This is a genomic window from Brachybacterium sp. NPDC056505 (assembly GCF_042794925.1).
GTDB lineage: Bacteria > Actinomycetota > Actinomycetes > Actinomycetales > Dermabacteraceae > Brachybacterium > Brachybacterium kimchii.
In genome coordinates this window covers 25,465-51,732 of the sequence record NZ_JBHTSV010000002.1, presented here as the reverse complement: position 1 = coordinate 51,732, position 26,268 = coordinate 25,465, and the positions used below count along the sequence as shown (strand labels likewise).

The 26,268-nt window shown below is 72.6% G+C and carries 19 protein-coding genes and 1 tRNA gene; 11 read left to right on the top strand and 9 right to left on the bottom strand.

Annotation, left to right across the window (positions count from 1 at the left end; all coding sequences use genetic code 11):
* Positions 1-54 precede the first annotated feature (54 nt).
* Positions 55-1,080, bottom strand: a complete 1,026-nt coding sequence (locus ACFQ53_RS02025) for an L-lactate dehydrogenase (protein WP_377854626.1) — start codon at positions 1,078-1,080, stop codon at positions 55-57.
* Between the two features lie 82 nt (positions 1,081-1,162).
* Positions 1,163-2,149, bottom strand: coding sequence for an aldo/keto reductase (locus tag ACFQ53_RS02020; protein WP_377854623.1), 987 nt, complete (start codon positions 2,147-2,149; stop codon positions 1,163-1,165).
* A 323-nt stretch (positions 2,150-2,472) separates the two neighbouring features.
* On the opposite strand from ACFQ53_RS02020, the gene ACFQ53_RS02015 reads away from it, so the two are divergent.
* The 6 genes from ACFQ53_RS02015 (at position 2,473) to ACFQ53_RS01990 (ending at position 12,216) form a co-directional block, all read left to right on the top strand.
* Complete coding sequence (locus ACFQ53_RS02015) at positions 2,473-4,194, top strand: ABC-F family ATP-binding cassette domain-containing protein (RefSeq protein ID WP_377854620.1); 1,722 nt, start codon at positions 2,473-2,475, stop codon at positions 4,192-4,194.
* 102 nt (positions 4,195-4,296) lie between these two features.
* Positions 4,297-5,610 carry a bifunctional o-acetylhomoserine/o-acetylserine sulfhydrylase gene (locus ACFQ53_RS02010; RefSeq protein ID WP_249480973.1) on the top strand — a complete coding sequence of 438 codons (1,314 nt, stop codon included), beginning with the start codon at positions 4,297-4,299 and terminating at the stop codon, positions 5,608-5,610.
* Between the two features lie 192 nt (positions 5,611-5,802).
* Positions 5,803-6,507 (top strand): HAD family hydrolase, encoded by a 705-nt coding sequence (locus ACFQ53_RS02005; RefSeq protein WP_377854616.1) that lies wholly within the window; start codon positions 5,803-5,805, stop codon positions 6,505-6,507.
* Complete coding sequence (locus ACFQ53_RS02000) at positions 6,504-7,265, top strand: HAD family hydrolase (protein ID WP_377854613.1); 762 nt, start codon at positions 6,504-6,506, stop codon at positions 7,263-7,265. The genes ACFQ53_RS02005 and ACFQ53_RS02000 overlap by 4 nt, the downstream gene beginning before the upstream one ends.
* A gap of 128 nt (positions 7,266-7,393) precedes the next feature.
* Entirely contained in the window at positions 7,394-9,385 is a 1,992-nt protein-coding gene (locus tag ACFQ53_RS01995; RefSeq protein ID WP_377854610.1) for a thioredoxin-like domain-containing protein, read from the top strand.
* A gap of 119 nt (positions 9,386-9,504) precedes the next feature.
* Positions 9,505-12,216: a pyrophosphatase gene (locus tag ACFQ53_RS01990; protein WP_377854607.1), complete on the top strand. Its 2,712-nt coding sequence runs from the start codon at positions 9,505-9,507 to the stop codon at positions 12,214-12,216.
* A gap of 40 nt (positions 12,217-12,256) precedes the next feature.
* Here the strand turns inward: ACFQ53_RS01990 and ACFQ53_RS01985 are convergent, their stop codons facing one another.
* Complete coding sequence (locus ACFQ53_RS01985; protein ID WP_249480967.1) at positions 12,257-12,835, bottom strand: TetR/AcrR family transcriptional regulator; 579 nt, start codon at positions 12,833-12,835, stop codon at positions 12,257-12,259.
* A 178-nt stretch (positions 12,836-13,013) separates the two neighbouring features.
* Between ACFQ53_RS01985 and ACFQ53_RS01980 the strand changes: the two genes are divergently transcribed.
* Positions 13,014-13,448: a hypothetical protein gene (locus ACFQ53_RS01980; protein WP_249480965.1), complete on the top strand. Its 435-nt coding sequence runs from the start codon at positions 13,014-13,016 to the stop codon at positions 13,446-13,448.
* A 68-nt stretch (positions 13,449-13,516) separates the two neighbouring features.
* Positions 13,517-14,950 (top strand): sugar porter family MFS transporter, encoded by a 1,434-nt coding sequence (locus ACFQ53_RS01975; RefSeq protein WP_377854603.1) that lies wholly within the window; start codon positions 13,517-13,519, stop codon positions 14,948-14,950.
* A gap of 119 nt (positions 14,951-15,069) precedes the next feature.
* Here ACFQ53_RS01975 and ACFQ53_RS01970 read toward each other — a convergent pair.
* Positions 15,070-15,143, bottom strand: a tRNA-Gly gene (locus ACFQ53_RS01970).
* A gap of 134 nt (positions 15,144-15,277) precedes the next feature.
* Between ACFQ53_RS01970 and dcd the strand changes: the two genes are divergently transcribed.
* From dcd to ACFQ53_RS01955, 3 genes are all read left to right on the top strand, one after another.
* Complete coding sequence (gene dcd / locus ACFQ53_RS01965) at positions 15,278-15,913, top strand: dCTP deaminase (RefSeq protein WP_377854600.1); 636 nt, start codon at positions 15,278-15,280, stop codon at positions 15,911-15,913.
* Positions 15,903-16,799 (top strand): hypothetical protein, encoded by an 897-nt coding sequence (locus ACFQ53_RS01960; protein ID WP_377854597.1) that lies wholly within the window; start codon positions 15,903-15,905, stop codon positions 16,797-16,799. Before dcd ends, ACFQ53_RS01960 begins: the two co-directional genes overlap by 11 nt.
* A 145-nt stretch (positions 16,800-16,944) precedes the next feature.
* Positions 16,945-19,128 (top strand): DUF222 domain-containing protein, encoded by a 2,184-nt coding sequence (locus tag ACFQ53_RS01955; RefSeq protein WP_377854594.1) that lies wholly within the window; start codon positions 16,945-16,947, stop codon positions 19,126-19,128.
* A 64-nt stretch (positions 19,129-19,192) separates the two neighbouring features.
* Here the strand turns inward: ACFQ53_RS01955 and ACFQ53_RS01950 are convergent, their stop codons facing one another.
* The 5 genes from ACFQ53_RS01950 to iolD all read right to left on the bottom strand — a co-directional run bounded on the left by ACFQ53_RS01950 (position 19,193) and on the right by iolD (position 26,012).
* Positions 19,193-20,443: a Gfo/Idh/MocA family protein gene (locus tag ACFQ53_RS01950; protein ID WP_377854589.1), complete on the bottom strand. Its 1,251-nt coding sequence runs from the start codon at positions 20,441-20,443 to the stop codon at positions 19,193-19,195.
* A gap of 5 nt (positions 20,444-20,448) precedes the next feature.
* A complete protein-coding gene (locus ACFQ53_RS01945; protein ID WP_377854586.1) occupies positions 20,449-21,333 on the bottom strand; it encodes a sugar phosphate isomerase/epimerase family protein in 885 nt (294 codons plus the stop codon).
* 25 nt (positions 21,334-21,358) lie between these two features.
* Entirely contained in the window at positions 21,359-22,318 is a 960-nt protein-coding gene (locus ACFQ53_RS01940) for a TIM barrel protein (protein ID WP_377854583.1), read from the bottom strand.
* A gap of 157 nt (positions 22,319-22,475) precedes the next feature.
* Positions 22,476-23,969, bottom strand: a complete 1,494-nt coding sequence (locus tag ACFQ53_RS01935; RefSeq protein ID WP_377854580.1) for a CoA-acylating methylmalonate-semialdehyde dehydrogenase — start codon at positions 23,967-23,969, stop codon at positions 22,476-22,478.
* A 93-nt stretch (positions 23,970-24,062) separates the two neighbouring features.
* On the bottom strand, positions 24,063-26,012 hold the full coding sequence (gene iolD / locus ACFQ53_RS01930; RefSeq protein ID WP_377854577.1) for a 3D-(3,5/4)-trihydroxycyclohexane-1,2-dione acylhydrolase (decyclizing): 1,950 nt from the start codon (positions 26,010-26,012) through the stop codon (positions 24,063-24,065).
* Positions 26,013-26,268: the final 256 nt, after the last annotated feature.

Below are 26,268 nucleotides of genomic sequence, written 5' to 3'. Positions count from 1 at the left end.
AGAGATGTCCCGTATATGCCGGTCGGTGACATGACCGTGAACCGCAGGCTCCCGTCACAGCCCGAGGCTGCGCTGGACCTCCCGCAGGGCATCGGCCGAGGCGAGCAGTCGCGCCCGCTCGTCCTCGGCCATCGGCACCTCGAGCGTCCGCTCGACGCCGCCCCGGCCGACGATCGAGGGCACGCTCATCGCGACCCCCGAGATCCCGTGGTACCCGGTGAGCGGGCTCGAGACCGGCAGCACCGCGCGCTCGTCGCGCAGCACGGCCTCGACGATGCGGGCGGCGGCGACGCCGATCGCGAGGTTCGTCGCCCCCTTGCCCTGGATCACCTCATAGGCGGCGCCCGCGACCTCGCGGCCGAGGCGGTCGAGCTCCTCGCGCGAGAGGGCGAGGGAGTCCGCGGCGCCCGCCCCGTCGGTCCAGTCCCGCAGCGGCACCTGGCCGATGTGCGCCGAGGACCACAGGGGGAACTCGCTGTCGCCGTGCTCGCCGATGATCGTGGCGTGGATGCTGCGCGGGGCCACGCCGAGCCGCTCCGCGAGCCGCCAGCGCAGGCGCGAGGTGTCGAGTACGGTCCCCGAGGCGAAGACGCGCCCGCGGGGGAGGCCCGCGAGCGCGTCGGCGGCGACGGTCAGCACGTCGCAGGGGTTCGTGACCAGGATGAACACGGCATCGGGGGCCTGCGCGAGCAGCTGCGGCATGAGGCTCTCGAGGATCTTCACGTTGGTGCCGGCGAGGTCGAGACGGGTCTGCCCGGGAGCCTGCGCGGCGCCCGCCGTGATGACGACGACGTCGGCCCCCGCGATGCACGCGACGTCGTCGCCGCCCGTGATCTCCGCGCCGCCCGCGAGAGGGGAGCCGTGCGCGAGGTCGAGCACCTCGGCGCGCACCTTCTCGGCGCGGATGTCGTACAGCGCGATGCTGCGGGCGCTGCCGCGCAGCATCGCGGCGTAGGCGACCGAGGAGCCCACGGCCCCGGCGCCGACGACGGCGAGGCGCCCGCCGGTGGGCGGCGCAGCGGCGCTCGCGTGGTCGGAGGCGGACGACGGACGGGGATCCGGGGCGTGCGATGCGCTCATGGCCCCATCCTCACGCTCTCGGACCCGGCCCACCAGGGTCGGAGGTCCCGATCCGGCGCAAGTTGTCCGTCGCCCGCGGCCCTCACAGCCCGACCATGCGCATCCCGTTCTCGTCGTAGCGGTCGCCGGCGACGCCCACCTGCGCGGCCAGGGCGTCGAGCGCGGCGACGTCGTCGGCCGAGAGGCGCACCTGCGTCGAGCCCGCGTTCTCGACGAGCCGCTCGCGACGGCGGGTGCCCGGGATCGGGACGATCGACGGGGACTGCGCCAGCAGCCAGGCCAGCGCGATCTGCGCGGGGGAGGCCTCGCGCTCGTCCGCGAGCGCGCCCACCGCATCGAGGAGCGCCTGGTTGCGGCGCAGGTTCTCGGCCTCGAAGCGCGGGACGCGGGCGCGGATCTCGCCGTCGCCGAAGTCCTGGTCCGGGGTGACGGTGCCGGTGAAGAAGCCCTTGCCGAGCGGGCTGAAGGGCACGAAGCCGATGCCGAGCTCGTGGCAGGCGGGCAGCACCTCCGGCTCGGGGTCGCGGGTCCACAGCGAGTACTCGCTCTGCACAGCGGTCACGGGCTGGACCGCGTGGGCGCGGCGGATCGTCTCCGCGCCGGCCTCGGAGAGGCCGAAGTGGGCGACCTTCCCCTCGGCGATCAGCTCGCCGACGGTCCCCGCGACCTCCTCGATGGGCACGTCGGGGTCGACGCGGTGCTGGTAGAACAGGTCGATCCGCTCGATGCCGAGCCGCTCCAGGGACTCCTCGGCGACCTTCCGGATCTGCTGCGGACGCGAATCGGTGCCCTGCATCGTCCCGTCCACGATGTTCCAGCCGAACTTGGTGGCGACCACGACCTGGTCGCGGATCGGGGCGATGGCCTCTCCCACCAGGCGCTCGTTGTCGTACGGCCCGTAGACCTCGGCGGTGTCGATGAAGGTGACGCCGTGCTCGACGGCGAACCGCAGCACCCCGATCATGTCCTCGCGGCTGCCGGGGTTCGGGCCGTAGGACTGCGACATCCCCATCGCCCCCAGTCCGATCGCGGAGACCTCGAGCCCCTGTCCCAGTGTCCTCGTGTGCATCTGATCCTCCTCGTGCCGGTGGCCGACGCCCGGGCGGCTGCCGCGGACGGTCGTGGGATCCATGCTCCGCCCGGCCGCCGGGCGGTGGCAGTCCCTGACAGTGCCCCCGCGCCGCGAACCCTGCGACTGCGGACCGTGGCACAGGCGATGACCTGCAGGGATCATTCCCCACCCGGTGCGCACCGGATGCGCACGGGTGCGCCGTCGGGCCGACGCCGACCGAAAATCCCTGTCGCCGCGGGACCGGCACGGGCTAGCGTGAGGTCCATGAGCATCTGATCGGCATCCCCGTCCGCGTCCCGACGACATCTCGGAGCCGATCCATGACCTCACCCGCCCCGCGCACCGCCGCATCCTCCAGGACCGCTCCCGGTGCCGAGCCCTCGAGCCTCTCCTCCTCCCGCGCCGATTCCGCACTCCACCTGCGGGCCGACGGGATCTCCCACCGCTACGGCGCCCGCCGCGTGCTCACCGACGTCTCCCTCACCGTCCCGGCCGGCACGCCCACGGGGCTGCTGGGGGAGAACGGCTCGGGCAAGTCGACGCTGCTGCGGATCCTCGCAGGGGCCGAGGAGCCCGAGTCCGGCGAGGTGCAGGCGCCCGGCCCCGTGGGCCTCCTGCACCAGGAGCTCCCGCACGACCCCTCCACGACCACGGTGGCCCAGGTCGTCGAGGAGGCGCTCACCCATGCGCGGCGACTCGAGGAGTCCCTCACCGAGGCGGGCGCGGAGCTCGCGGTCGACGACTCGCCGCGCGCCGCGGCGCGCTACGACGCGCTGCTCGCCCGCGCGACCCTGGCCGACGTGTGGAACGCCGAGACCCGCGCCGCCGAGGTCCTCGCCGGTCTGGGGCTCGCCGACGTCCCCTCGGGCCGTCTCCTCTCGGAGGTCTCCGGCGGACAGCGCGGACGCCTCGCCCTCGCGCACCTGCTCATCACCCGGCCGACGACCCTGCTGCTCGACGAGCCGACCAACCACCTCGACGACGCGGGCGCCCGCTTCCTCGCGGGCCTGCTCGCCGACCATCCCGGCCCCGTGCTGGTGGCGAGCCACGACCGTGCCTTCCTCGACGAGGCCACGCACGCCCAGCTCGATCTCGACCCGTCGCCCACGCCCCTGGGGGAGGAGGTCGGCGGCCTCACGGCGTACACCGGCACGTTCACCGACTACCTGCACGCGCGCCTGGACGCGCGCGAGCGCTGGGAGAGACGGTTCCGCGACGAGCAGGAGGAGCTGGACCGCCTGCGGGAGAGCGTGAAGGCCGGCCACAGCGTGGGCCACGAGGGACGCGCCCCGCGCACCGAGGCGAAGGCCGCCAAGAAGTTCTACGCGGACCGCCACGCGAGCGTCGTCTCCCGGCGCGTGCGCGACGCCGAGCGACGCCTCGCCGAGCTCGAGGAGTCCCAGATCCGCAAGCCCCCGGCCGAGCTCCACTTCACCGGCATGCCTCACGGCGACAGGCGTCGCAGCGCCGGGGAGGTGCTCGTCTCCGTCGCCGACGCCGGCCTCGCCCGCCGTCTCGCGCCGACGTCGCTGAGCGTCTCGGCGGGGGAGAAGCTGCTGATCACCGGACCCAACGGCTCGGGGAAGTCGACGCTGCTGTCCCTGCTCGCGGGACTGCTCGATCCCGATCGGGGAACGGTCTCGGTGACGCGCGACCGCGCACTGCTCGCCCAGGACGAGGAGATCGACGAGCGCTCGAGCGTACGTCGGATGCTCGGCGGCAGCCCGGAGGACGAGGGCGTGCCGGACCTCATGGGCCTCGTCCACCCGCGCGACCTGGACCGGCCTCTCGGCGAGCTCTCCCGCGGTCAGCAGCGCCGTGCGGCGCTCGCCGCACTGCTCACCTCCCCGCCGTCGCTGCTGCTCCTGGACGAGCCCACCAACCATCTGAGCCTCGACCTCGCCACCCGGCTCGAGCGCGCGATCGGGCAGTGGGAGGGCACCGTGGTCATCGCGTCCCACGACCGCTGGCTGCGCCGGCGCTGGACCGGCCGGGTGCTCGAGCTCGACGGGCCGGGAGCCACGCCTCGATCTCGGAGCTGATCACGTCCACCGGGGCATGGCCGGGCATCCCCGTGCGTCACACCCGTTCACGTTCGCGCGCGATCCTTGCGCTCGCGCACGGTGCTCGCCGACGGTGTCCCCATGCCCGACAACGACACCGCCCCCGCCCCGCACTTCGAGACCCTCGCGATCCACGCCGGCCAGGCCCCGGACTCCGACACCGGCGCCCGCGCGCTGCCGATCTACCAGACCACGAGCTTCGTCTTCCCGAGCGCGCAGTCGGCCGCCGACCGCTTCGGCCTGGCCGAGCTCGGCCCCATCTACACCCGCCTGACGAATCCCACCCAGGAGGCGGTCGAGAATCGCATCGCCGCGCTCGAGGGCGGCGTCGCGGGTCTCCTCGTCGCCTCCGGCCAGAGCGCGATCACGCTGTCGATCCTCAACGTGGCACAGGCCGGCGACAGCATCGTCGCCTCCCCGAGCCTCTACGGCGGCGCCTACTCGCTGCTCAAGCACACCCTGAGCAAGCTCGGCATCGAGACGGTCTTCGTCGAGGACCCCGACGACCTCGACTCCTGGCGCGCCGCCGTCCGCCCGAACACCAAGGCCTTCTTCGCCGAGTCCATCCCGAACCCCCGCCAGGACATCCTGGACATCGAGAACGTCTCCGCGATCGCGCACGAGGCCGGCGTCCCCCTGATCGTCGACAACACGATCGCGACCCCTTACCTGCTGCGCCCGCTCGCGCACGGGGCCGACGTGGTCGTGCACTCCGCGACCAAGTTCCTGGGCGGCCACGGCACCGCGATCGCCGGTGTGATCGTGGACGGCGGCAGCTTCGACTTCTCCGCCGATCCCGAGAGGTTCCCCCTGTTCAACGAGCCCGATCCGGCCTACCACGGCCTGGTGTACAGCTCGATCGCGCCCGACCTGCCCCCGTACGCGATCCGCGCCCGCGTGGCGCTGCTGCGCGATCTCGGCCCCGCGGTCTCGCCGCACAGCGCCTTCCTCATCGCACAGGGCGTCGAGACCCTGCCCCTGCGCATCGAACGTCACGTGGAGAACGCCCAGAAGGTCGCGGACCACCTCACCACCAGGCCCGGCGTCGTCTCGGTCGCCTACGCGGGCCTCCCTGACTCGCCGTACCACGAGCGCGCGCAGAAGTACCTCCCGAAGGGCGCGGGCTCGGTGCTGGGCTTCGTCCTCGAGGGTGGTCGCGAGGCGGGTGTGGCCTTCGTCGACGCCCTCGAGCTGCACTCGCACGTGGCGAACATCGGCGACGTGCGCAGCCTCGTCATCCACCCGGCATCGACCACCCACTCGCAGCTCACGGAGGAGGAGCAGCGCGCCGCGGGCGTCGAGCCCGGCTTCGTGCGGCTCTCGGTGGGCCTCGAGCACATCGACGACATCCTCGCCGACCTCGAGAAGGGCTTCGCGGCGGTCGCCGAGCTCTGAGACGGAGGCGGGCCCGAACGGGGCGGGCCGGGCTCGGTCCGGCCCGCCCCGCCCGCTCCTGACGTCCAGGTGAACGGGGCACGGAACAACGCGTGAACATCCGGTTCCCTCCCTGGTCACGACCTGCTCGCACGTCCCGCGGTCGCCGGGTTCACATCGTCCGTGCGGCGAGCGACGTGAGAGCCTTGAGGGGTGACTTCCGCCCCCTCCGCTCCTGACCCCGGCCCGCTGGCGACCTGGCCGCCGCGCTGGAGCCCGCGCGCCGTCGTCTTCGACTGCGACGGGCTGCTCGTGGACACCGAGTCCGAGTGGCTCGCGACGCAGGCCCGCTACCTCGCAGGCCACGGAGCGACGATCGACGAGGAGACGCGCAGGTCGCTCACCGGACGCAGCGTCGAGACCGTCGTGCGCAGGCTCTCCGCCGAGACCGGCCAGGACCCCTATGCCGCGGCCGACGAGCTCATGGCCCTGCACAAGGAGGCGCTGACGGATGCCGTGGGGATCCTGCCCGGCGCCGTCGAGACCGTGCGCGCGGTCGCCGCCCGCGTCCCGGTCGCGATCGCCTCGAACTCCCCGCGCGACCTCCTGGACGATGCCCTCGAGGGCCTCGGGATCGGGGACGTCGTCCTCACCTCCGTGAGCGTCGACGACGTCGCCGAGGGCAAGCCCGCGCCCGACATCTACGTCGAGGCCGCCCGGCGCCTGGGCGCCGACGTCGCCGACACCCTCGCCTTCGAGGACTCCGAGACCGGGGCGACGGCCGCCCTCGCGGCCGGTCTGCCCCTCATCGCCGTCCCCTCGATCCCCGGGCAGCAGCCCGTCGCCGACCGCACCCTGGCGAGCCTCGAGGACACCGACCTGCACGCCTGGATCCGCACCTGGGAGAGAGCCCGATGAACACCCCCGCCCCGACGCCCGGTCCCGCCCCCGCGCCCGCTGCGCCGTCCCCCGCGTCGGCCAGCTCCGCCGCGGCCGCCCCCGGCGCGGGCGGCGACCGCTTCCGCGAGGCCTTCGGCGACTGGACGCCGCGCGCCGTCGTCTTCGACTGCGACGGGATGCTGCTGGACACGGAGACCGCGTGGAGCCACCGCACCCAGCCCGCGATCCTCGCCCGCTACGGCGTGGACCCGGCCGCCGCCGAGGGCGCCCTGCCGCTGGGCCTCACCGTCGAGGACGCCTCGCGGGTGATCGCCGACCTCGCCGGCGCCCCCTACGAGGACGTCCTCCACGCGACCCGCGAGCGCTTCCGCAGCGACGTCGCGGGCGACCTCGACGTCCTCCCGGGTGTGCACGAGGTCCTCGCCGCGACGAGCGCGCGGGTCCCGATCGCGTGCGCCTCGAACTCCTGGCACGAGATGCTCGAGGACAAGCTGGGCCGCGCCGGTCTGCGCGACTACTTCCGGGTGCTCGAGTCGGCCGACACCGTGGAGCGCGGCAAGCCGTTCCCCGACATGTACGAGGCGGGAGCCCGCGCCCTCGGCGCTCAGCCCGCCCAGGCCCTCGCCTTCGAGGACTCCCACACGGGCGCGCAGGCCGCGCGCTCGGCGGGGCTGCGTCTGATCACGATCCCGCAGGACGGCGAGGCCCCGCCCGCGGACCTCTCCCTGCGCACCCTCGCCGACCCCGGCCTGCTGAGCTGGATCGAGAGCTGGTGAACGGGCCCGTCGGCCCGCCCGTCACATGGCGACGTACGCCCAGGTCGGCGCGCTCAGGGTGTGACCGACCCGTCGGCATGGCGGGCTTGACTGGCACGCGCGCTGCGGCTCGGTGTTGACTTGACCCCATGACTTCATCAGGCGAAGCGACCGACGGACCTGCCAGCAGCGACGGATCTGCCTCCGCTCCGCCCGCGGGCGGTCCCTCGTCCGGCCCCGCCGGCGGCGCCGCGCGCGACGTTCGCGTGCACGGGAGCGCCCTGCGCGGCCGCGGCTGGCTGAACACCGGCGGCGTCGAGCTGGACCTCGAGGACCTGCGCGGCAAGGTCGTCGTCCTGGACTTCTGGGCCTTCTGCTGCGTGAACTGCCTGCACGTCCTCGACGAGCTGCGGCCGATCGAGGAGAAGTGGGCCGACGAGCTCGTCGTCGTCGGCGTGCACTCCCCGAAGTTCGAGTTCGAGAAGGACGCCGACGCCCTCGCCGCGAACATCGAGCGCTACGAGATCACCCACCCGGTGCTCGACGACCCCGAGCTCAGCACCTGGAGCGAGTACGGGGCGCGCGCTTGGCCCACCCTCATCGTGCTGGACACCCACGGCCGCATCGCTGCGAACCTCTCGGGCGAGGGCCATGCGGACACCATCGACTCGCTCGCCGCGCAGCTCGTGACCGAGGGCGAGGCCGACGGCTCCCTGCGCCGCGGCCCCGCGCCGACGGTGATCGCCGACCGCGTCCCCCAGACCCTGCGCTACCCCTCGAAGGTCGCGACCCTCGACGACGGCCGCCTCATCGTCTCCGACGCCGGCCAGCACCGCCTCGTGGTCTTCGAGCCCGACGGCTCGACGGTCTCCGAGATCATCGGGGAGGGCCGACGGGGCCGCGCCGACGGTGACGCGCCCGACGTCCTGTTCGCCGAGCCCAACGGCGTGCTCGTCCTCCCGCCGGAGGTCGCCGACGAGGCCGGCTACGAGGTCCTGGTCGCCGACAGCGCCAACCATCTGCTGCGCTCGGTGGAGCTCGGCCGCAGCCGCCTGCTGCGCTCGCGCACCACGAGCATCGTGAGCACCGTCGCGGGCGACGGCGCCCAGTGGATGCAGGGCCAGGCCCTGCCCACGGGGGAGGGCGACCCGCTCGGCTTCGCGCTCTCCACGCCATGGGACCTCATCTGGTCCCACGCCCTGGACCGCGTCGTGATCACCATGGCCGGCATCCACCAGATCTGGACGTTCGATCCGCGCACCGGCTCGCTCGCCGTGCTCGCGGGCACCACCCAGGAGGGCCTCGTCGACGGCGCCCTCGTCTCCTCCTGGTGGGCGCAGCCCTCCGGGATCGACGAGATGGACGACGGGACCCTCGCGATCGCCGACTCCGAGTCCTCCGCGATCCGCCTGCTGGACCCGCAGACCCTCACCGTGCGCACCGTCGTGGGCAAGGGCCTGTTCGACTTCGGGCACGTCGACGGCGCCACCGACCACGCCCGCCTGCAGCACCCGCTGGGCGTGACCGCGCTGCCCGACGGCCGCCTCGCCGTCTGCGACACCTACAACGGTGCGATCCGCCTCATCGACCTCACGGGCGACGAGGGCAGGGGCACCGTGGTGACCGTCGCGACCGATCTCGCCGAGCCCTCGGGCGCGGTGATCGGCGCGCCGATCGACGGCATCGGCCAGCTCATCGTCGTCGAGTCCGGCGCGCACCGCCTCACCTGGGTGCCCGTGGCCCGCGCCGCCGAGCGCGTGCTCGACGAGGGCGCGCAGCGCACCTCGCGCCCGGTCACCGAGGTGGGCCCCGGCGCCCTCACGGTGCGCGTGCTGTTCACCCCGCCGCCCGGGCACAAGCTCGACGACTCGCTGGGCCCCTCGACCCAGGTGTCGATCTCGACGACGCCCACCTCGATGCTCACCTCCGGATCGGGCACCTCGACCGCTCTCGAGCGCACGGTCGTGCTGGACCCGGCGTACTCGGACGGCGTGCTGCACGTCAACGCGCGCGCCGCCTCGTGCGACGCGGATCCGTCGGTCGAGTTCCCGGCCTGCCACATGCACCAGCAGGACTGGGGCGTCCCGATCCGTGTCGTCGACGGCGCCCCGGACGTCCTGGACCTCTCGCTGCTGGGCTGATGGACTGACCCGGCCCAGCCGACCCGGCCCAGCCCCTCCCCAGCCTCCCCAGGCACGATCCGTCAGGAACAATCCGACGGGCCCGTCCTCTCGGCCCGTCCCACCAGGCAGGAGACCCCGTGGAGTTCATCACCGATTTCGCTCTCGGAGAGGACAACGCCGTCCTGCTCCTGGTGCTCGGCGTCCTCGCCGTCGCCGCGATCGTGCTCGGCGCGATCATCCCGCCGCGCCTCGCCCATCACGGCGCGGCCGTGGCCCGGCGCCGCGCGGAGTCCCGCGCGAGCAGGAAGGGGTCGGCCCGCGCGTCGGACGCAGCGAGCACCGAGAGCGCCGAGGACTTCGCGGCGCACGAGGCCGAGGAGGGCATCGCCCCGGCCGACGAGGACGACCCGGACCTGCTCACCGAGGAGGACTCGGACACGGGCGACCCCGCGGTCGACCGAAATCTGGGGCGCCGACTGGGCTCGCTCGTCACCACGGCGACCGTCGTCGCCGGCTGGGTCGGGGTGCCCGCGGGACTCCTGCTGCTGCTCGTCCCCGGCTCGTCCGACGTGCGCATCCTGCGCATCGGCTTCTTCCTCATCGGCCTGATGGCCGGCGCGCTCGCCGCCTGGCGCGCGAGCGGGATGATGATGAGCGCCTTCGGGATCGCCCCGAGCGACCGTCCGCGCGCGATCTCCCGCTTCGGCGGCCTGTTCGTCGCGACGGCCCTGGGCATCGGCGCACTCCCCGTCGCGCTGTCCGTGTACTTCATGCGCGAGGACGCCGCCTCGCCGATCATCGCCTACGCCGCGGGCGCCGCCGTCTACGCGCTCGCCCTGCACGCGATCGCCTCCCTCGCCCATGGCACGGGTCATGCCGCGACGATGCTCGTCGGCTCCGACGAGAACGAGATCCACGCCGAGGACGAGACCAACCCGGGCGGTCCCCACCTGCGCCTCGCGCAGCTGCTGCGCCGTGGCCCCGCCCGCGCGGCCACGCTGGTCGCGCTCACGGCGGCCCTCGCGGCCGCGGGCATCCGCGTCTCCGTGCCCGTCTTCGCGACGCACGGCCTGGGCATCACGATCCTCGCGCTCACGGTGGCCGTCGCGGTCGCCCTCGTCGTCGCCCTGTTCCCGCACACCGGCCGGGAGGGCCGCGAGCGCACGGCCCTGCGCGCCGGGCAGCTCGTGCCGGCCCTGCTGGGCGTCGGCGGGATGATCGCGGGCGTCGCGCTGTGGCTGCCCTCGAGCTACCAGAACCTGCGCTTCACCGCCGTGGGCATGGGCAGCTTCACCGACAAGGCGCTCACGGGCTCCGACTCGCCGGTGCCCCGCAGCGACCTGCAGAGCCAGATCACCTCGGCGATCTCCGACATGTCGCAGTGGATCACCGCGACCGACGAGTCGCACTACGCGAACACCTTCCTGGACACCCTCACCCTCTACGGCACGCACCCCAATGCGCTCGCCGCACTGGGCCTGGCCCTGGGCGCCGTGATCACGCTGCTCGCCCAGCTCCTCGCCGCGCGCGTGCTGGACCCGCACCAGTCCGCCTCGCTGCGGGCCGCGCGCAGCAGCCGCACGGGCGGGGCCCTCGGCGCGATGACGGTGCTGGGCACCGCGGCCCTCGCGGCCGCGGGCGTCCTCGCGCTCGGCGCGCTCGTGCTGGCGGTGCTCGTGGTGCTCGCCGAGGGCGTCCCGGCCCTCGCGCTCTCGCTCGTGGCCTTCGCGGGCCTCGGCGGACTCGTGGTGATCGCCGCGAGCGCCGCCCTGCACACCTCGGGCGCCTTCGCGGACCGTCCCGGCACGGCCGAGCCGTGGCGCGACGCGAGCCGCACCGGCGGCGCCGAGACCGCCGTCGGCGTCCAGCTGGTCGCGGCCCTCGCCGCGCTGCCCTTCCTCGCCACGATCGTCGCCGCCGTCGCCGGCGCCTCTCGCGCGAAGAGCGTCTGGGAGGACCGCGCCCTGCACGCGATGACGCCCGACTCGGTCGCGGTGCTCGGCGGGATCGCCCTGGGCGTGGTGACGATCGCCCTGATCGCCTCCTCGCTGCTGCACGGTCTGCGCCGCCTGGGCGTCGCCGCCGTCGTCGAGACCCGCGCCGCGATCCTCGACGGCCGCGACACGATGGACTTCGACGACCTCCCGCTCACCTCGCGCCGCGCTGGCCTCGCGCCGGTCGCGATCGCCGCGCTGATGCCGGTGGTCGCGGGCTTCGGCCTGGGCCCGTCGGCCCTCCCGGCCTTCGTCGGGACCCTAGTGCTCGCGGCCCTCGCGACCGCCGTGGCCTCGACGCTCGCCGCGGGCCTGGGCACCTCCTCGGTGCGCGTCATCGAGAGCGGCCGCTACGGCGGCCCGGGCTCGTGGGGCCACTCGGGCGCGCTCGGCACCACGGTGCTCATGGGCGGGCTGCGGAACGCCCTGGGCACCTTCATCTCGATGGCGGCGCTCGTCGGCTCCCTGATCGGCGTGCTCTCGGTGGCCTCGATGATCAACGCGATGATCGACGGCACCAACGAGTTCCTGCGCTGGGGCGTGGCGCTCATGGCGCTGCTCACGCTCGGCGCCTGCTGGCTCTACGAGATCACCGCCCCGCAGACGGACCTCGAGGACGACTTCGGGGAGGCCTCCAAGCCCCTCTTCTCCCGGGCCGAGGACGACGGGGAGGACGCCGCCGAGTCGACGAACCCCCTGCTCATGGACTGGGCGGACGACGACGAGGAGACCGACGGGGCCGATGCGTCCGACGGGACCGACGGGACCGATGCGTCCGCGCGAGCGGGCGCAGCGGCGGCCTCGGGCTCGTCACGTCGGAAGAAGAAGGGACGCGGCGCGAAGAAGAAGCGCTGACCGCGGTGCCCTGACCGCGGTGCCCTGACCCGAGCTCGCCTCAGACGCTCGCGCCGAGCGCCCTCTGGATGAAGCGCACGAGCGCGGTCTCGTCGGTCCCCGGAGGCAGGGTGCGGCCGATGAGCATCGCGTTGATGATGCGCAGGCTCGCGTCCACGTCCAGGTCGGCGCTGAAGTCGCCGGAGGCGACGCCGTCGTCCAGGATCGAGTGGAGCACCTTCTCGATGAGCACGACGTGCTCGCGCATCTTCCGGGCGATGTCCGGGTCGAGGTTCACGCGCCCGCGCGTGCTCGAGACGTGGAAGGACGTGCTCAGGCCCAGCTGGGTGCGCACGTAGAGCTCGATCGCCTCGATGGGCGTGGAGGCGCCCTCGATGCCCTCGCGCAGCTGGTCGAGGTAGTCGCTGGTCTCGTGCATCGTGTACTCGACCAGGAGCGTGTCCTTGTCGGGGAAGTGGTTGTACATCGCGGTGCGCCCCACACCGGCGACGGTCGCGATGCGGGAGAACGTGATGTCCTCGAAGGGCTCGGTCTCCATGAGCTCGCCGAGCGCGGAGAAGATCTTCTCGCGCGTCCGCTCGCGATGCTCCTCCAGGGAGCCTCCGATGATCTTGGGCATGGACATATTCTTGCACCGTGTCAGCTCGATCCCGGGTTGATCGGCCGGGACGCGGGCGGTGAGCGCCCCGTGAGCGCCCGGGGAGAGTCCGGCGAGGGGGCGGGGAGGCGCGCGCACGGCGGCCGTCGAACGTCGCATCGACCGGCCATCGCCGGCTCCGCGCGGCTAGACTCGCAGCGTGATCGATGTTGACATCGCCCGACGACTGCGAGACCTCGGCCTCCCCTGGGAGCCCGCCGAGGGGGACCGCTTCACCATCGACGTGCCCGATCTGCGCGAGCAGACCTTCATGCTCTCCTCGATGGTCGTCGAGCCCGGTCGCGGCCGACGCGGCGAGCCCCTCTTCACCTTCAACGGCACGACCGAGTGGGCCCTGGACTCCATCGAGGAGGACGAGGCGATCTGGATCCCGCGCGAGGACCAGCTGCGCGAGGCCCTCGGCACGCACTTCGCCCAGCTGCGCTGCGAGCGCTCCGCCTCCGGACACCTGGTGCACGTGGTGACGCTGTCCGGCCCCGAGGAGTCGCGCGAGATCCGCGCCCGGAAGGTCGAGGACGCCTACGCGGGCGCGCTGCTCGTCCAGCTCGAGGAGCGGGCGCACGGCATGTCCTGACAAAAGATTCCTTCTGAGGTAGTGTCGTGCCGTCTCGAAGGACGACGACGCTGTCGGAAGGACGAAACATGTCGGGTCATGGATCCCGGAGGGACCTCACCTCGGGCAAGCTCCCCGGTCGCATGCGGACGATCGCGACCATCGCGACGTTCGGCGGACTGCTCTTCGGTTACGACACCGGCGTCATCAACGGCGCCCTGCCGTCGATCCGCAGCGACCTGCAGCTGACCAGTCTCACCGAGGGGCTCGTGGCCTCGATCCTGCCGTTCGGCGCGGCCTGGGGAGCGGTGTTCGGCGGCCGGATCGCGGACCGCTTCGGCAGGCGCCCCTCGATCGTCGGCCTCGCGGTGGTCTTCGCCTTCGCGACCATCGGCTGCTCCCTCGCGCCGAGCGCGGCCGTCCTCGCGCTCTTCCGCTTCGTCCTCGGCCTCGCGGTCGGTGGTGCGTCGGCGATCGTCCCCGTCTTCCTGGCGGAGATGGCGCCGACCCATCTGCGGGGGCGCGTCGTCGCGCAGAACGAGTTCATGATCGTCACCGGGCAGGCTCTCGCGTTCATGATGAACGCCCTGCTGGCGACGCTCATGCCGGAGACCGGTCATGTCTGGCGCTACATGCTGTCGCTCGCGACGCTCCCGGCGATCGCGCTGTGGATCGGCATGCACGCGGTCCCCGAGTCGCCCCGGTGGCTCGCGCGCGCGGGACTCTACGACCGCGTTCAGGAGGTGCTGCGGGACATCCGCGGCGACGCCTACAGCTCCGACGAGCTGAGCGAGGTGCGCGAGCTCGCGCGGGAGGACTACCAGGCCGCATCGGGGACGCTGCGCGACATCCTCGTCAGCCCCTGGATGCGCAGGATCCTGGGCATCGGCCTCGGGATGGCGGTGATCAACCAGATCTCGGGCATCAACGCGATCCAGTACTACGGGGTCAGCGTCCTCGAGAGCGCCGGCTTCGGCGGCAACGGCGCCTTCTACGCGAACATCATCCCCGGTCTGGTGGGCGTCGGCGCGGTGGGCCTGGCGATGGTGCTGCTGCGCACCGCGCGCCGCAAGCGGATGCTCCTGACCGGGCTCGGCGGCACGATCTGCTCCCTCACGTGCTTCGCCCTGGCCTTCCAGCTGATCCCCGAGGGCAGCCCTGCGCGCCCCTTCGCGATCCTCGCGTGCATCGTGATCTTCGTGGGCTTCATGCAGTGCTGCATCGGCACGGTCACCTGGCTCTACCTCTCGGAGATCTTCCCGCTGCGCGTGCGCGGAGCCGGGATGGGCCTGTGCACGTGGGTGCTGTGGATGTTCACGTTCCTGGTGGGCCTCACCTTTCCGGTGCTCGCCGAGGCGATCGGCGCCGGTGCCACGGTGCTCATCTTCGTCGCGCTGCAGGTGGTCGCATTCATCTGGGTGTGGCGGGTGGCTCCGGAGACCAAGGACCGCACGCTCGAGGACATCGAGCAGGACTTCCGGCGCAGGCACGAGGACCGGCGCGAGTCCGCGACGGCGTCCTGACGCGCGGCCGCGGGCTCGCCCGTGCGGTGCCCATGCTGCGGCGGGTGCTGCGGCCGGAGCGGCTGACGGCCGCCACGACGAAGGCCCCGGTGATCACTCACCGGGGCCTTCTCATCACATGGAGCGGGTGACGGGAATCGAACCCGCGCTGTCAGCTTGGGAAGCTGAAGTTCTACCATTGAACTACACCCGCGCATCCTCCTCGACCTGCGGGAACGTGCCCGTCGGCGAGTCGAACGGGATCCAGCATAGCGTGCGATCCGCGCCTGTGCGAAACCGTCCGCGGACGCTGCCGTGCACGTCACGCTCGCCCGATAGGGTTGCCCCGTGCTGCTCAGCGACAACGACATCCGCGCCCAGATCGACAGCGGTCGGGTGCGACTGGACCCGTTCGACGCCTCGATGGTCCAGCCCGCGTCCGTGGACGTGCGCATCGACCGCTTCTTCCGGCTCTTCGACAACCACAAGTACCCGATGATCGACCCGGCGGTCGAGCAGCCGGCGCTGACCCGAGAGGTCGCCGTCGACCCCGAGGAGCCCTACGTGCTGCACCCGGGGGAGTTCGTGCTCGCCTCGACGTACGAGCAGGTCACGCTCCCGGATGACATCGCCGCGCGCCTCGAGGGCAAGAGCTCCCTGGGGCGCCTGGGACTGCTCACCCATTCGACGGCGGGATTCATCGACCCGGGCTTCACCGGGCACATCACCCTCGAGCTGTCGAACATGGCGACGCTGCCGGTGGCGCTGTGGCCGGGCATGAAGATCGGGCAGCTGTGCTTCTTCCGGCTCTCGTCGGCCTCGCAGAACCCCTACGGCAGCGAGGGCAACCTCAACCGCTACAGCGGGCAGCGCGGGCCGACCGCGTCCCGCTCGCACATGAACTTCCACCGCACGCTGATCCCGGTCGACCCGGAGAATCCGGTGGGCACGGTGGACACGGTGGGGCCCGACGATGGCGAGTGAGCCCGGCGCGGGCGCGACGGGCGCCCGCGCGATGACCTCGCACCGGCTCCAGCTGCCCCACGGCACGCCCGCCGACGCGGTCCTGACGATGATCCGCAACGTCCTGCCGGATGCCCGGCTCGAGGACGGGGGCATCGACATCGGCGGCGGCGCGGTCCTCGTCGAGGACGAGCGACGACCGAGCCGCTGGACGCTGCGCACCCCGCGCGTGCGCGACAGCGAGCCCGCCGAGGACCTCCCCGACTCCCACGGCTACGGCCGCGCCTTCGCGGACGGCATGCCCTTCGGCGACGAGCGCGAGGCCCTCGATCTCGCCTGGTCGCTCGCGCGGCGGCTCGACGGCGCCGTGGTCACCGATGCGCACGCACGGCTCGAGCCGCATCCCTGTCATGTGCGGGACCTCTTCGTGACCAGCCCGAACGCACTGCTCGCGGCGGACCTTCTCGCGCTCGTGCAGTCGGTGGAGCCGGCTGCGGAGCTCGTCACCCCTCCGCCGGAGGCCGACACCACCGGGTACATGCTGCGCATCCCGATCGGCGACGCGGGCGATGCTTCCGGGATCGCCACGGCGGGCGCCGGCGCGGTGCTCCTGGTTCCGTCGGCCGATGATCCGCAGGACGAGATCCTGCTGCGCGTGGGCCCGACGTCCCGGCCGACGGCGCTCGAGGCGCTGCCCTGGCTCGAGGGCGCGGTCGACTACGAGATCGTGCACGAGATGCTCGACGAGCTCGATGCCGAGATCGACGCCCCCGACGACGCGACCGCCGCCCGCTGGACCGAGATCTATCGCAGGATCGGCCTGCTCGCTGGCCTGATCGTCGAGACCGTCGGCGGGTACATCGTGGACCTCGAGGGCTTCCTCGTCGATCCGGCCGACCTGGTCTGATCCGAGGGCGCCGGGCGCCGGGGGTCGGGCGACGGGTACCGAGCGTGCCTGGTTTCGCCCGCTCCCTGGCAAGTGATGCAGCTCACATTGGCGGGAGTCCACAGCGGCCCTTCGTTTGTCGGTCCCCCCGAGAAGCATGGGCGCCATGGACGACGAAGACCTCGGCGCGCACGGCGCGACCGCACCTGGGACGGACGCCATCGCCGCCCGCCCAGCCGCGGTGCCCGCGCGGCCGGGAGCGTCGGATGCGTCCTCTCCGATCAGCATTTCGGCCGACGGGGCGGTGCTGCTCCGTTCCGCGTCGGACGACCGCACGGACGACGCACGCGCGATCGACACGGGCATGATCGACGCGCGCACCATCGACCTGCGCGAGACGACCTCGGCGATCGCCGACGCGGCGCTCATCGGCCCGGCGGCCCTCGAAGCCGCCGACCTCTCGCGCGTGCTCGTGGGCATCGACGAGCTGCGCTCGGCCCTCGCCGCGCTCGAGATGCGCACCATGACGGCGCTCGACGATGCGATCCGCGCGCAGGACGTGCGCGAGGGTCTGCCCGTGAGGGACCAGGGCCGGCGCACCACCGGCGAGATCCAGATGGCCTCGCGCATCTCACCGGCCACGGCCTCGAGGAGACTGCGGGCCGGGCAGCGGATGACCCGCGAGATGCCCCGCATGTTCGAGGCCCTCGCGCGGGGAACGATGCAGGCAGACGCCGGATACGCCGTCGGCCGCTCCGTCGGGCCCGTCGCGCCCGAGCTGCGCGGCCACGTCGACGACGTCCTCGCCGAGCACCTGCCCGATCTCGACGGCTCGACCCCCGCGCGCTGGTCGCAGGAGGTCGGTGCGCTCGCCCAGAAGCTCGACCCGCGCGGCGGACCGGAGCGCCACAGGCGTGCCGCGACGCAGCGCGGCGTCACCGTCACCGCCGGTGCACACGGCATGGGCACCGTCACCGCGGTGCTCCCCGGCCCCGACTGCGCCGCGATCCGCCGCAAGCTCGCCCTCGCCGCCGAATCCCTGCAGGTCCAGGGCGACGAGCGCACGCACGGCCAGCTCATGGCCGATCTCTTCGCCGACACCCTGCTGGGCCGCGACGAGACGATGGACCCGGTGCACTTCGCGATCAACGTGGTGATCTCCGAGCGCTCCCTGTTCACGCCCACACACGGGGAGCCCGCCGTCGTCGAGGGGTACGGCCTGGTCGAGGCCACGCAGGTGCGCGACCACGTGCTCGACCAGCGCTTCCCGGAACGGCGCACCGCCTCCGGCCGGCCCCTCGCCGGCTCGGTCCATGAACAGGGAGCCGCATCGGGGCCCGAGCATGTGCACGGAGCCGGCGCAGCAGACGGAAGCACGGGCCTCGGTGCTGGTCACGATCGGCAGAGCCCGTCGGCGCCCCTGCGCCGTCAGTCCCTCGACATCATCGACATCATGCGCCGGGACCGTGGTGCGCCACCGCTCCTCACCGGTGAGATCACCGCGAGTCTCCCGCCGCCGCGCCCCGCCCCGATGCCCCTGAACCCGCCCTCTCCGGCAGAGGCTCGGAGCACGCCCTCGCGCGAGCAGATCGAGCACGACCTCGCGCGCTTCGAGCAGCAGATGGGCGATTCCCTGCGCCGCGTCTTCACGCACCCGACCACGGGCGAGCTGATCGCGATGGACTCCCGCTCGCGCGCTTTCCCCGAGGGCCTCAAGCTGTACATGCGGCTGCGCGATGTCAGCTGCGTGGGCCCGTACTGCGGCGCGCCGATCCGCCACGCCGACCACATCCGGCCGGTCGCCGAGGGCGGGCCGACGAGCGTCGCGAACGGCCAGGGCCTGTGTGCGCACTGCAACCTCACGAAGGAGGCGCTCGGCCGCGTCGAGCACGTGCCGTCGGCCGACGGCAGCCACCACGTGACCTGGACCAGTCGCCTCGGCGCCACGGCGACCGTCACCCCGCCGTCGCTCACCGGCCTGGCCCACGATCCCGCGAAGATCCTCGGTTCAGCGAGTGCCAGGGCCGGCGGGGGAGCGGTCGGTGACGCCGATCCGGCGGCCTGCCCCGACGCAGCGAACCCCGTGCGCAGCCGCCGCCACCTGCGAATGCTCGTCGAAGGGGAGGACCTGCCCGCGCGCGATCCCTACGCGGAGCTCTCCCCGCAGGACGAGGACCGGATGACGGCCGCCGCCATCACGAGCTTCGGACCCGACGACGAGGTCTTCGAGGAGTGCGGGCCCGAGGGACGACGCTTCGTCGACGAGTGCGAGATCCTCGAGGAGCTCGACCGGCTCGACGCGCTCGGCCGGCCCGACGAGGACCTCGGTGCACTCAGGGACTCCGCCTGAATCCGAGCCCGGAACTCCACGTCCACCTCCGCCGTCACCTGCACTCGTGCGCAGTCCGGCGAGATCACGCGCCCCAGGTGGTCCCCTCGACCTGCGGCACCTCGACCCAGCTGCGCGAGGCAGCTGAGCGCACGATCGCCTCGGTGACCTCCGCCGCGGAGAGCCCGTCGGCCGTGTTCGGAGCGGCACCGGAGCCGCTGCCGGGCCTGGCGGCGCCGCTGGCCCCGCCGACCTCGCCGACCACATCGGTCAGGAACTCCGCGCACTCGATCGCCTTGAGGTCGTCGAAGCTCATCGGGATGCCGGGACCCGGCTGGAAGCGCCCGTAGTCGCCGTGCCCCGCGCCCGCGAGGACCGTCGTAAACCCGTGCTCGAGGCCGCCGTCGCCGATCATCACCTCGAACTCGTTCATCCGGGTGAAGGACCAGCGCGCCGATCCCTCGGTCCCGTACACCTCGAGGGCGTAGTCGCTGCGATGCCCGCGCGCCACGCGCGAGGACTCGAGGGTCGCCCGGGTGCCGTCCGCGAGGGTCGCGAGCGCCGCCACCCAGTCCTCGTTGCCGACCTCGCCGCGCTCGGTCCCCACCTCGACGGCGCCGTGCCCCACGCCGGCCGACGTCGGGATCGGACGCTCGCGCAGGAACACGTCGGTCGCAGCGCTCACCTCGGAGATGCCCTGCCCGGTCACGTACTGGACGAGGTCCGTGCCGTGGCTCAGCAGATCGCCGATCACCCCCGCTCCTGCCAGGGAGCGGTCGTAGCGCCAGGTCAGCGGGCCGTCCGGCGAAGAGGCGTAGTCGGCGTAGAGCCAGCAGCGCACGTTCGTGATCCGCCCCAGCCTCCCGGCGGCGACCAGGGAGCGCAGGTGCTCGACGGCCGGAGCGTGCCGATAGTTGAAGCCGACCGCGGTCGCGACGCCCGCCGCGCGCGCCGCCTCGTGGATCTCGCGGCTCTGCGCCGCATCCACACCCATCGGCTTCTCGATCCAGAAGGGCTTGCCGGCGCGGGCGACCGCGAGGGCGACGTCCCGGTGCAGGCAGTTCGGCGTCGCGATCGAGACCACGTCGACCTCCGGGTCGGCGAGCATCTCCTCGACGTCGTCCACCGCGCGCTCGAAGCCGAACTGCGCGCGCGCCGCGCGCTGGTTCTCGGGCAGCGGGTCCGCCGCGCACACCAGGCGCGGGGCGAGCCCCAGCTCCGGATAGCGCGCCGCCAGGTTCCGGTACGAGCTCGCATGCAGTCGGCCCATCCAGCCCAGGCCCACGACGCCCACCCCGAGGGAGCGCGGGCTGTTCTCCGCGTTCGTCGTTCCCACCGCCATCACTCCCCTCCGAGCTCGGCGAGGATCCGCTCGCGCATGCGGCGGTTGATGGCGTCGGCGTCCTCCTCCCAGCCGAACACGCACACGGACACCGATCCGTCGTAGTCGCGCTCGCGCAGGGCGGAGAAGGCATCGTCCCAGTCGATCTCGCCGTTGCCGATCTCGTTGTGCTGGTGCACGCGGGCGTCGACGCCGGGAGGGTTCACGATGTAGCGGTTGCCCACGTTCGCCGTGTGGTCGAAGACGTCGGCGATGTGCAGGTGGCGCAGGCGGTCCCCGGCGTAGTCGAGCATGTCGCGCACGCTCGCGCCGGGCGCCCCCGGTGCTCCGCCGCCCAGGTGGAAGGCGTGGGGGAAGCAGAACTCGTAGTTGAACCAGTCGCGGTCCACGCCGCGCACGATCTGCACGGCCCGCTCGTTCGTCTCGGCGAAGTCGTAGGGGTGGGCCTCGACCGTGCACTCGATGCCGAAGCGCTCGAAGTCGGGGATGAGCTCCTCGATCGAGCGGTAGAACTGGGACTCGCTGCGCCGCGGCTGGTTCGGGTCGCCCGAGAGCTCGGTCGCGATCATCGGCACCTCGAGGGCGTCGGCGATCTCGAGCAGCCTGCGCCAGTTGCGCACCTGCGCCTGGCGCTCCTGCTCGTCGGGGCTGGACCAGTCGAAGACGGGGTTGAACGTCCAGATCCGCACGCCGGTGTCCTTCATCGCCTGCTTGACGTCGGCGATCTGGTGGCGGTCCACCTTGGGGTAGTGGTGCCACTCGTGGAAGTCGGCGCGCGGGGACAGCTCGATGTATCGGAAGCCGAGCTCGGCCGCCTTGTGCACCTCCTGCGCGACGGACAGGTGCGGGTGGTACATGCTCGGATCCAGCAGGACCTTCACCATGGGTTCTCTCCCTCGTTCCAGGACGTCAGGCGCTCTTCAGCCCCAGGCCGCACTCGGCCAGGAACTCGCGGGTCTTCACGGCATTGGGCAGCGGCAGCGACGGATCGCACGGGTAGAGGTCCTGCTCGCAGATCACGTAGAGGTCCTTGTCGAGCGTCGCGAGCTTCGCGACCAGGTCCTTCATGTCGGGAAGCCCGGCCGGCGGACGCACCGAGGCCCCCTTCGCCACGGCCTGCCCGAAGGGCCAGTCCTTCTCGTGCGCCTCGCGCGTGATGTCCGCGTCGAAGGCCTTGATGTGGACGTAGCCGATGCGGTCGGGGTACTCGTCGATCATCGAGATCGGGTCGCCGCCGCCGTAGACCACGTGGCCCGTGTCCAGGCAGAAGGAGACGAGCTCCGGGTCGGTGGCCTCGAAGACCCGCGCGATCTCCTCGGGGGTCTCGATGTGGCTGTCGCCGTGCGGGTGCAGCACCATCGTCAGCCCGTAGTCCTCCTTGAGGATCCGGCCCAGCTCGTTGGCGTTGGTGACGTAGCGCTTCCACGCCTCGCCGGTCAGCTGGCGGTCGTCGGTGAACTCCCAGGTCTTGTCATCGCGGTACAGCGGCGGCAGGTGCACCATGTACTCCGCGCCGACGGCCGCGTGGGTCTCGGCGATCGCCCGGAAAGTGCGCTCGGTCTCCGGCCAGGCCTCCTCCTTGTGGAGGATGCCCCAGCCGGTGCCGGCGACCACGCGGAAGCCGTTCTCGTCCATGACGTGCTTGAGGTCCGCGGCGTCCTGCGGGAAGTAGCCCCAGGGGCCCGTCTCCATGACGGAGAAGCCGGCCTCTGCCATCTCCGCGAGCGCCGTGCGCCAGGGGATCTGCTTCTCGTCCTGGGGGAACCACACGCCCCATTGGTCCGGGCACACGCCGATCGTGAGGCGGTCGAACGGCGCCTCGGGGTTGCGCGAGAGGTCGGTGCGCGCACTGGTGAACGCAGAGGTCACGGGGTCATCTCCTTCGATGGGGGTGCTGGTGGGGCGACGGGGCGGGGCCCGGTCCGACAGGCCGGCGCCCGGCTCGGCGCGTCGGGCCCGGTCCGACGGGCCGACGGGGCGGGCGCCCTCCCGGTGGAGGACGCCCGCCCCGCGGCGAGGACGGCGATCAGTCGTGCGTCGGGAAGCTCATGGACGCCTCGAGGTGCTCGTCCTGGCGGGGCCAGCGCGAGGTGACGGCCTTCTGCCTCGTGTAGAACTCGAGGCCCTCGGGACCGTGCGCGTGGTGCTCGCCGAACAGCGAGTCCTTCCAGCCGCCGAAGGAGTAGTAGCCCACCGGGGTCGGGATCGGCACGTTGATGCCGACCATGCCCACCTGGACCTCCTCCTGGTAGCGGCGCGCGTAGTGGCCGGAGCCGGTGAAGATCGCGGTGCCGTTGCCGAAGCGCGAGGAGTTCACCAGGTCGATGGCCTCGTCGAAGTTGTTCACGTGCATGACCACCAGCAGCGGCCCGAAGACCTCCTCGGTGTACGTGGGGTGGTCGGCGGCCAGGTCGGTGACCACCGTCGGCCCCACGAAGTTGCCGTTCTCGAAGCCCTCGACGACCAGTCCGCGGCCGTCCACGACGATGCGGCCGCCGGCCTGCTCGGCCTCGTCGGCCATGCGGATGACGCGCTCGCGGGCGTCCTTCGTGATCACCGGCGGCATGTCGGTCGACGGATCGGAGCCGGGGCCGACGGTCAGCTTCGCGGCCTCGGCGGCGATCGCCTCGAGGAAGGGCTCGTGGGCGTCGCCGACGGTCACGGCGACCGGGACGGCCATGCAGCGCTCGCCCGCGGAGCCGAAGGCGCCCGAGGCGACCTGCGCGGCTGCGAACTCGACGTTCGCGTCCGGCATCACCACGGCGTGGTTGTTCGCGCCGCCGAGGGCCTGCACGCGCTTGCCCGCGGCCGACGCGGTGGCGTGCACGTGCTTGGCGATCGGCGTCGAGCCGACGAAGGAGACCGCGGCGATCTGCTCGTGGGTGCACAGGGCGTCGACCGTGTCCTTGCCGCCGTGGACGACCTGGAAGACGCCGTCGGGCAGCCCGGCCTCCTGGTAGAGGCGCGCCACGATGTTCGAGGCGGAGGGGTCGCGCTCCGAGGGCTTGAGGATGAAGGCGTTGCCGGTCGCGATCGCGATCGGGTGCATCCAGAAGGGCACCATCGCCGGGAAGTTGAAGGGGGTGATGCCGGCGACGACGCCGAGCGGCTGACGGAACGTGTACCCGTCCACGCCGGTCGAGACGTTCTCGGAGAATCCGCCCTTGAGGTCCTGGGTGATCGAGGTGGCGAACTCGAGGGTCTCCTGGCCGCGGGCGATCTCGCCTCGGGCGTCGGCCACGGTCTTGCCGTGCTCGCGGGAGATGACCTCGGCGATCTCGTCGGTCGCATCGATGAGCAGCTGGCGCATCCGGTACATGATCTGGGTGCGCTTGGCGAGCGAGACCTTCGCCCACTCGCGCTGGGCGGCGACGGCGACCTGCACGGCCTGGTCGACGGTGCCCGCGTCGCCCAGGTGCAGGGTCGCGATCTCCTCGTTCGTGGCCGGGTTCAGGATGGGCTGGGTGGAGCCCGTGCCCTCGGCCTCGCGGCCGTCGATCCAGTGCTTGACGTCGGTCATGGTTCCTCCGTGGTGATGTCGGGGATGAGTCGGGTGACGGGGTCGGATGGGGGAGCGGCGCTCCGGGGGAGCCGCGCTCCGGGGGAGCCGCGCTCACAGGTAGTGGCGCTGCGGCGCCTTCTCCTCCTCGTAGCGCGCGGAGGCCTCCTGGGTGGAGGCCAGGCGCGAGACCTGGGAGACGGGCACGTCCCACCAGCCGATGCCGGGCGGGTTGGGCCCGTACAGGTCGGTGTTCACGACGATCGCGGTGGCGTGCTCGGAGTCCTCGGCGCGGCGGTAGGCGGAGCGGAAGTCGTCCGTCGAGGAGACCTCCTGCACCTCGATGCCGTACGAGCGGATGTTCGCGGCGATGTCCATCGGCAGCTTCCCGCCGTCCAGCAGCCCGGTCTTCTCGTTGCGCATGCGGTACTTGGTGCCGAAGCGCTGCGAGCCGTGGGACTCCGAGAGCGCGCCGATCGAGGACCAGCCGTGGTTCTGCAGGATCACGAGGATGACCTTCACGTCCTCGGCGACGATGGTCGCGATCTCCTGCGGCGCCATCTGGAAGGTGCCGTCGCCGATGATCGCGACGACCTCGCTGTCCGGCGCGGCCATCTTCGCGCCGAGCGAGGCGGGCAGCTCGTAGCCCATGCACGAGTAGCCGTACTCGAGGTGGTACTGCAGGGGAGTGCGCGCCCGCCACAGCGCCTGCAGGTCGCCGGGCATGGAGCCCGCGGCGTTGATGACGATGTCGTCCTCGCCCATGAGCTCGTTGAGCGCGCCGAAGATCTCGGTCTGCGCGGGCAGCTCCTGGTCGTGCTGGGCGAAGCAGGGGGCGCTGCGCTCCTCCCAGGCTGCGACGAGCTCGCGGGCCCGGTCCTGGTGCTCCTGCGGTGCGCGGTAGGCGCCGGTGTCCTCTGCGAGCGCCGCGGTGAGCGCCTCGAGGCCGGTACGGGCGTCGGCCACGAGCATCTCCGCGGAGTGCTTGGCGGCGTCGAAGGCCTTCACGTTGAGGTTCACGAAGCGCACGTCGGGGTCGCGGAAGGCGGTGTGGGAAGCGGTGGTGAAGTCGGTGTACCGGGTGCCCACGCCGATCACGACGTCAGCCTCGGCGGCGAGCGTGTTCGCCGCGTCGTTGCCGGTCGCGCCGACGCCGCCCACGCTCGCGGGGTGGTCGGCGCTGATCGCGCCCTTGCCCGCCTGGGTGTCGGCCACGGGGATGCCGGTGGCGTCGGCGAAGGCGGTCAGCGCCGCGCTCGCCTCGGAGTAGACCGCGCCGCCGCCGGCGACCACGAGCGGGCGCCGCGCCGAGCGGATGACCTCGAGCGCGCGGTCGAGGGCGGCGGGCTCGGGGACCGGGCGGCCGACGTGCCAGGTGCGCTCGCGGAAGAACTCGAGCGGCCAGTCGTGGGCCTCAGCCTGGACGTCCTGGGGGAGGGCGAGGGTCACGGCGCCGGTCTCGGCCGGGTCGGTGAGCACGCGCATCGCCGCCAGGGCGCTCGGGATGAGCTGCTCGGGGCGCCAGATGCGGTCGAAGAAGCGCGAGACGGGGCGGAAGGCGTCGTTGACGGTGACGTCCATGGCGCGCTCGTCCTCGAGCTGCTGGAGCACGGGGTCCACGGCGCGGCCCGCGAAGACGTCGCTGGGCAGGATCAGCACCGGGATGCGGTCGATCGTCGCGAGCGCGGCGCCGGTGACCATGTTCGTCGAGCCCGGGCCGATGGAGGCCGTGCAGGCGAGGGTCTGCAGGCGGTTCTTCGTGCGCGCATAGGCGACCGCGGCGTGCACCATGTTCTGCTCGTTGCGGGCCTGGTAGTAGGGCATCTCGGCCTCGCCCTCGGCGGGGTCGACCGCATTCTGCAGGAGGGCCTGGCCCACGCCCGCGACGTTGCCGTGGCCGAAGATGCCGAACGTGCCCGCGATCAGGCGCTGCCGCTCGCCGTCGCGCTCCGTGTACTGGGCGGCGAGGAACCGGACGAGGGCCTGGCCGACGGTCAGGCGGATCGTCGAGGGCGCGGACGCGCCCGCCGGGGCGCCGCTCGCGCTGCCGCTGTGCTCACTCATGCTGCCTCCGTGGACGGGACGGCCGGCCGCTCTGGGCGGTCCGGGAATCGTGCGACCGCCGGGACCTGACGACTCGGCGGTGGGTCGTGGGAACAGCATGCCGACAACCGGACCTGCATGTCAATCTTTTGTATTGACAAGCGAGACTACGGGGTGAGGCCGAGTGGTGTGCGCACACCTGCGAGGCAGGGGCCGCTCCGCCTCCGCGGCCTCGCGAACAGGCCTTCCCTGGTTGGCGACAGCGTGCTACGGCCCT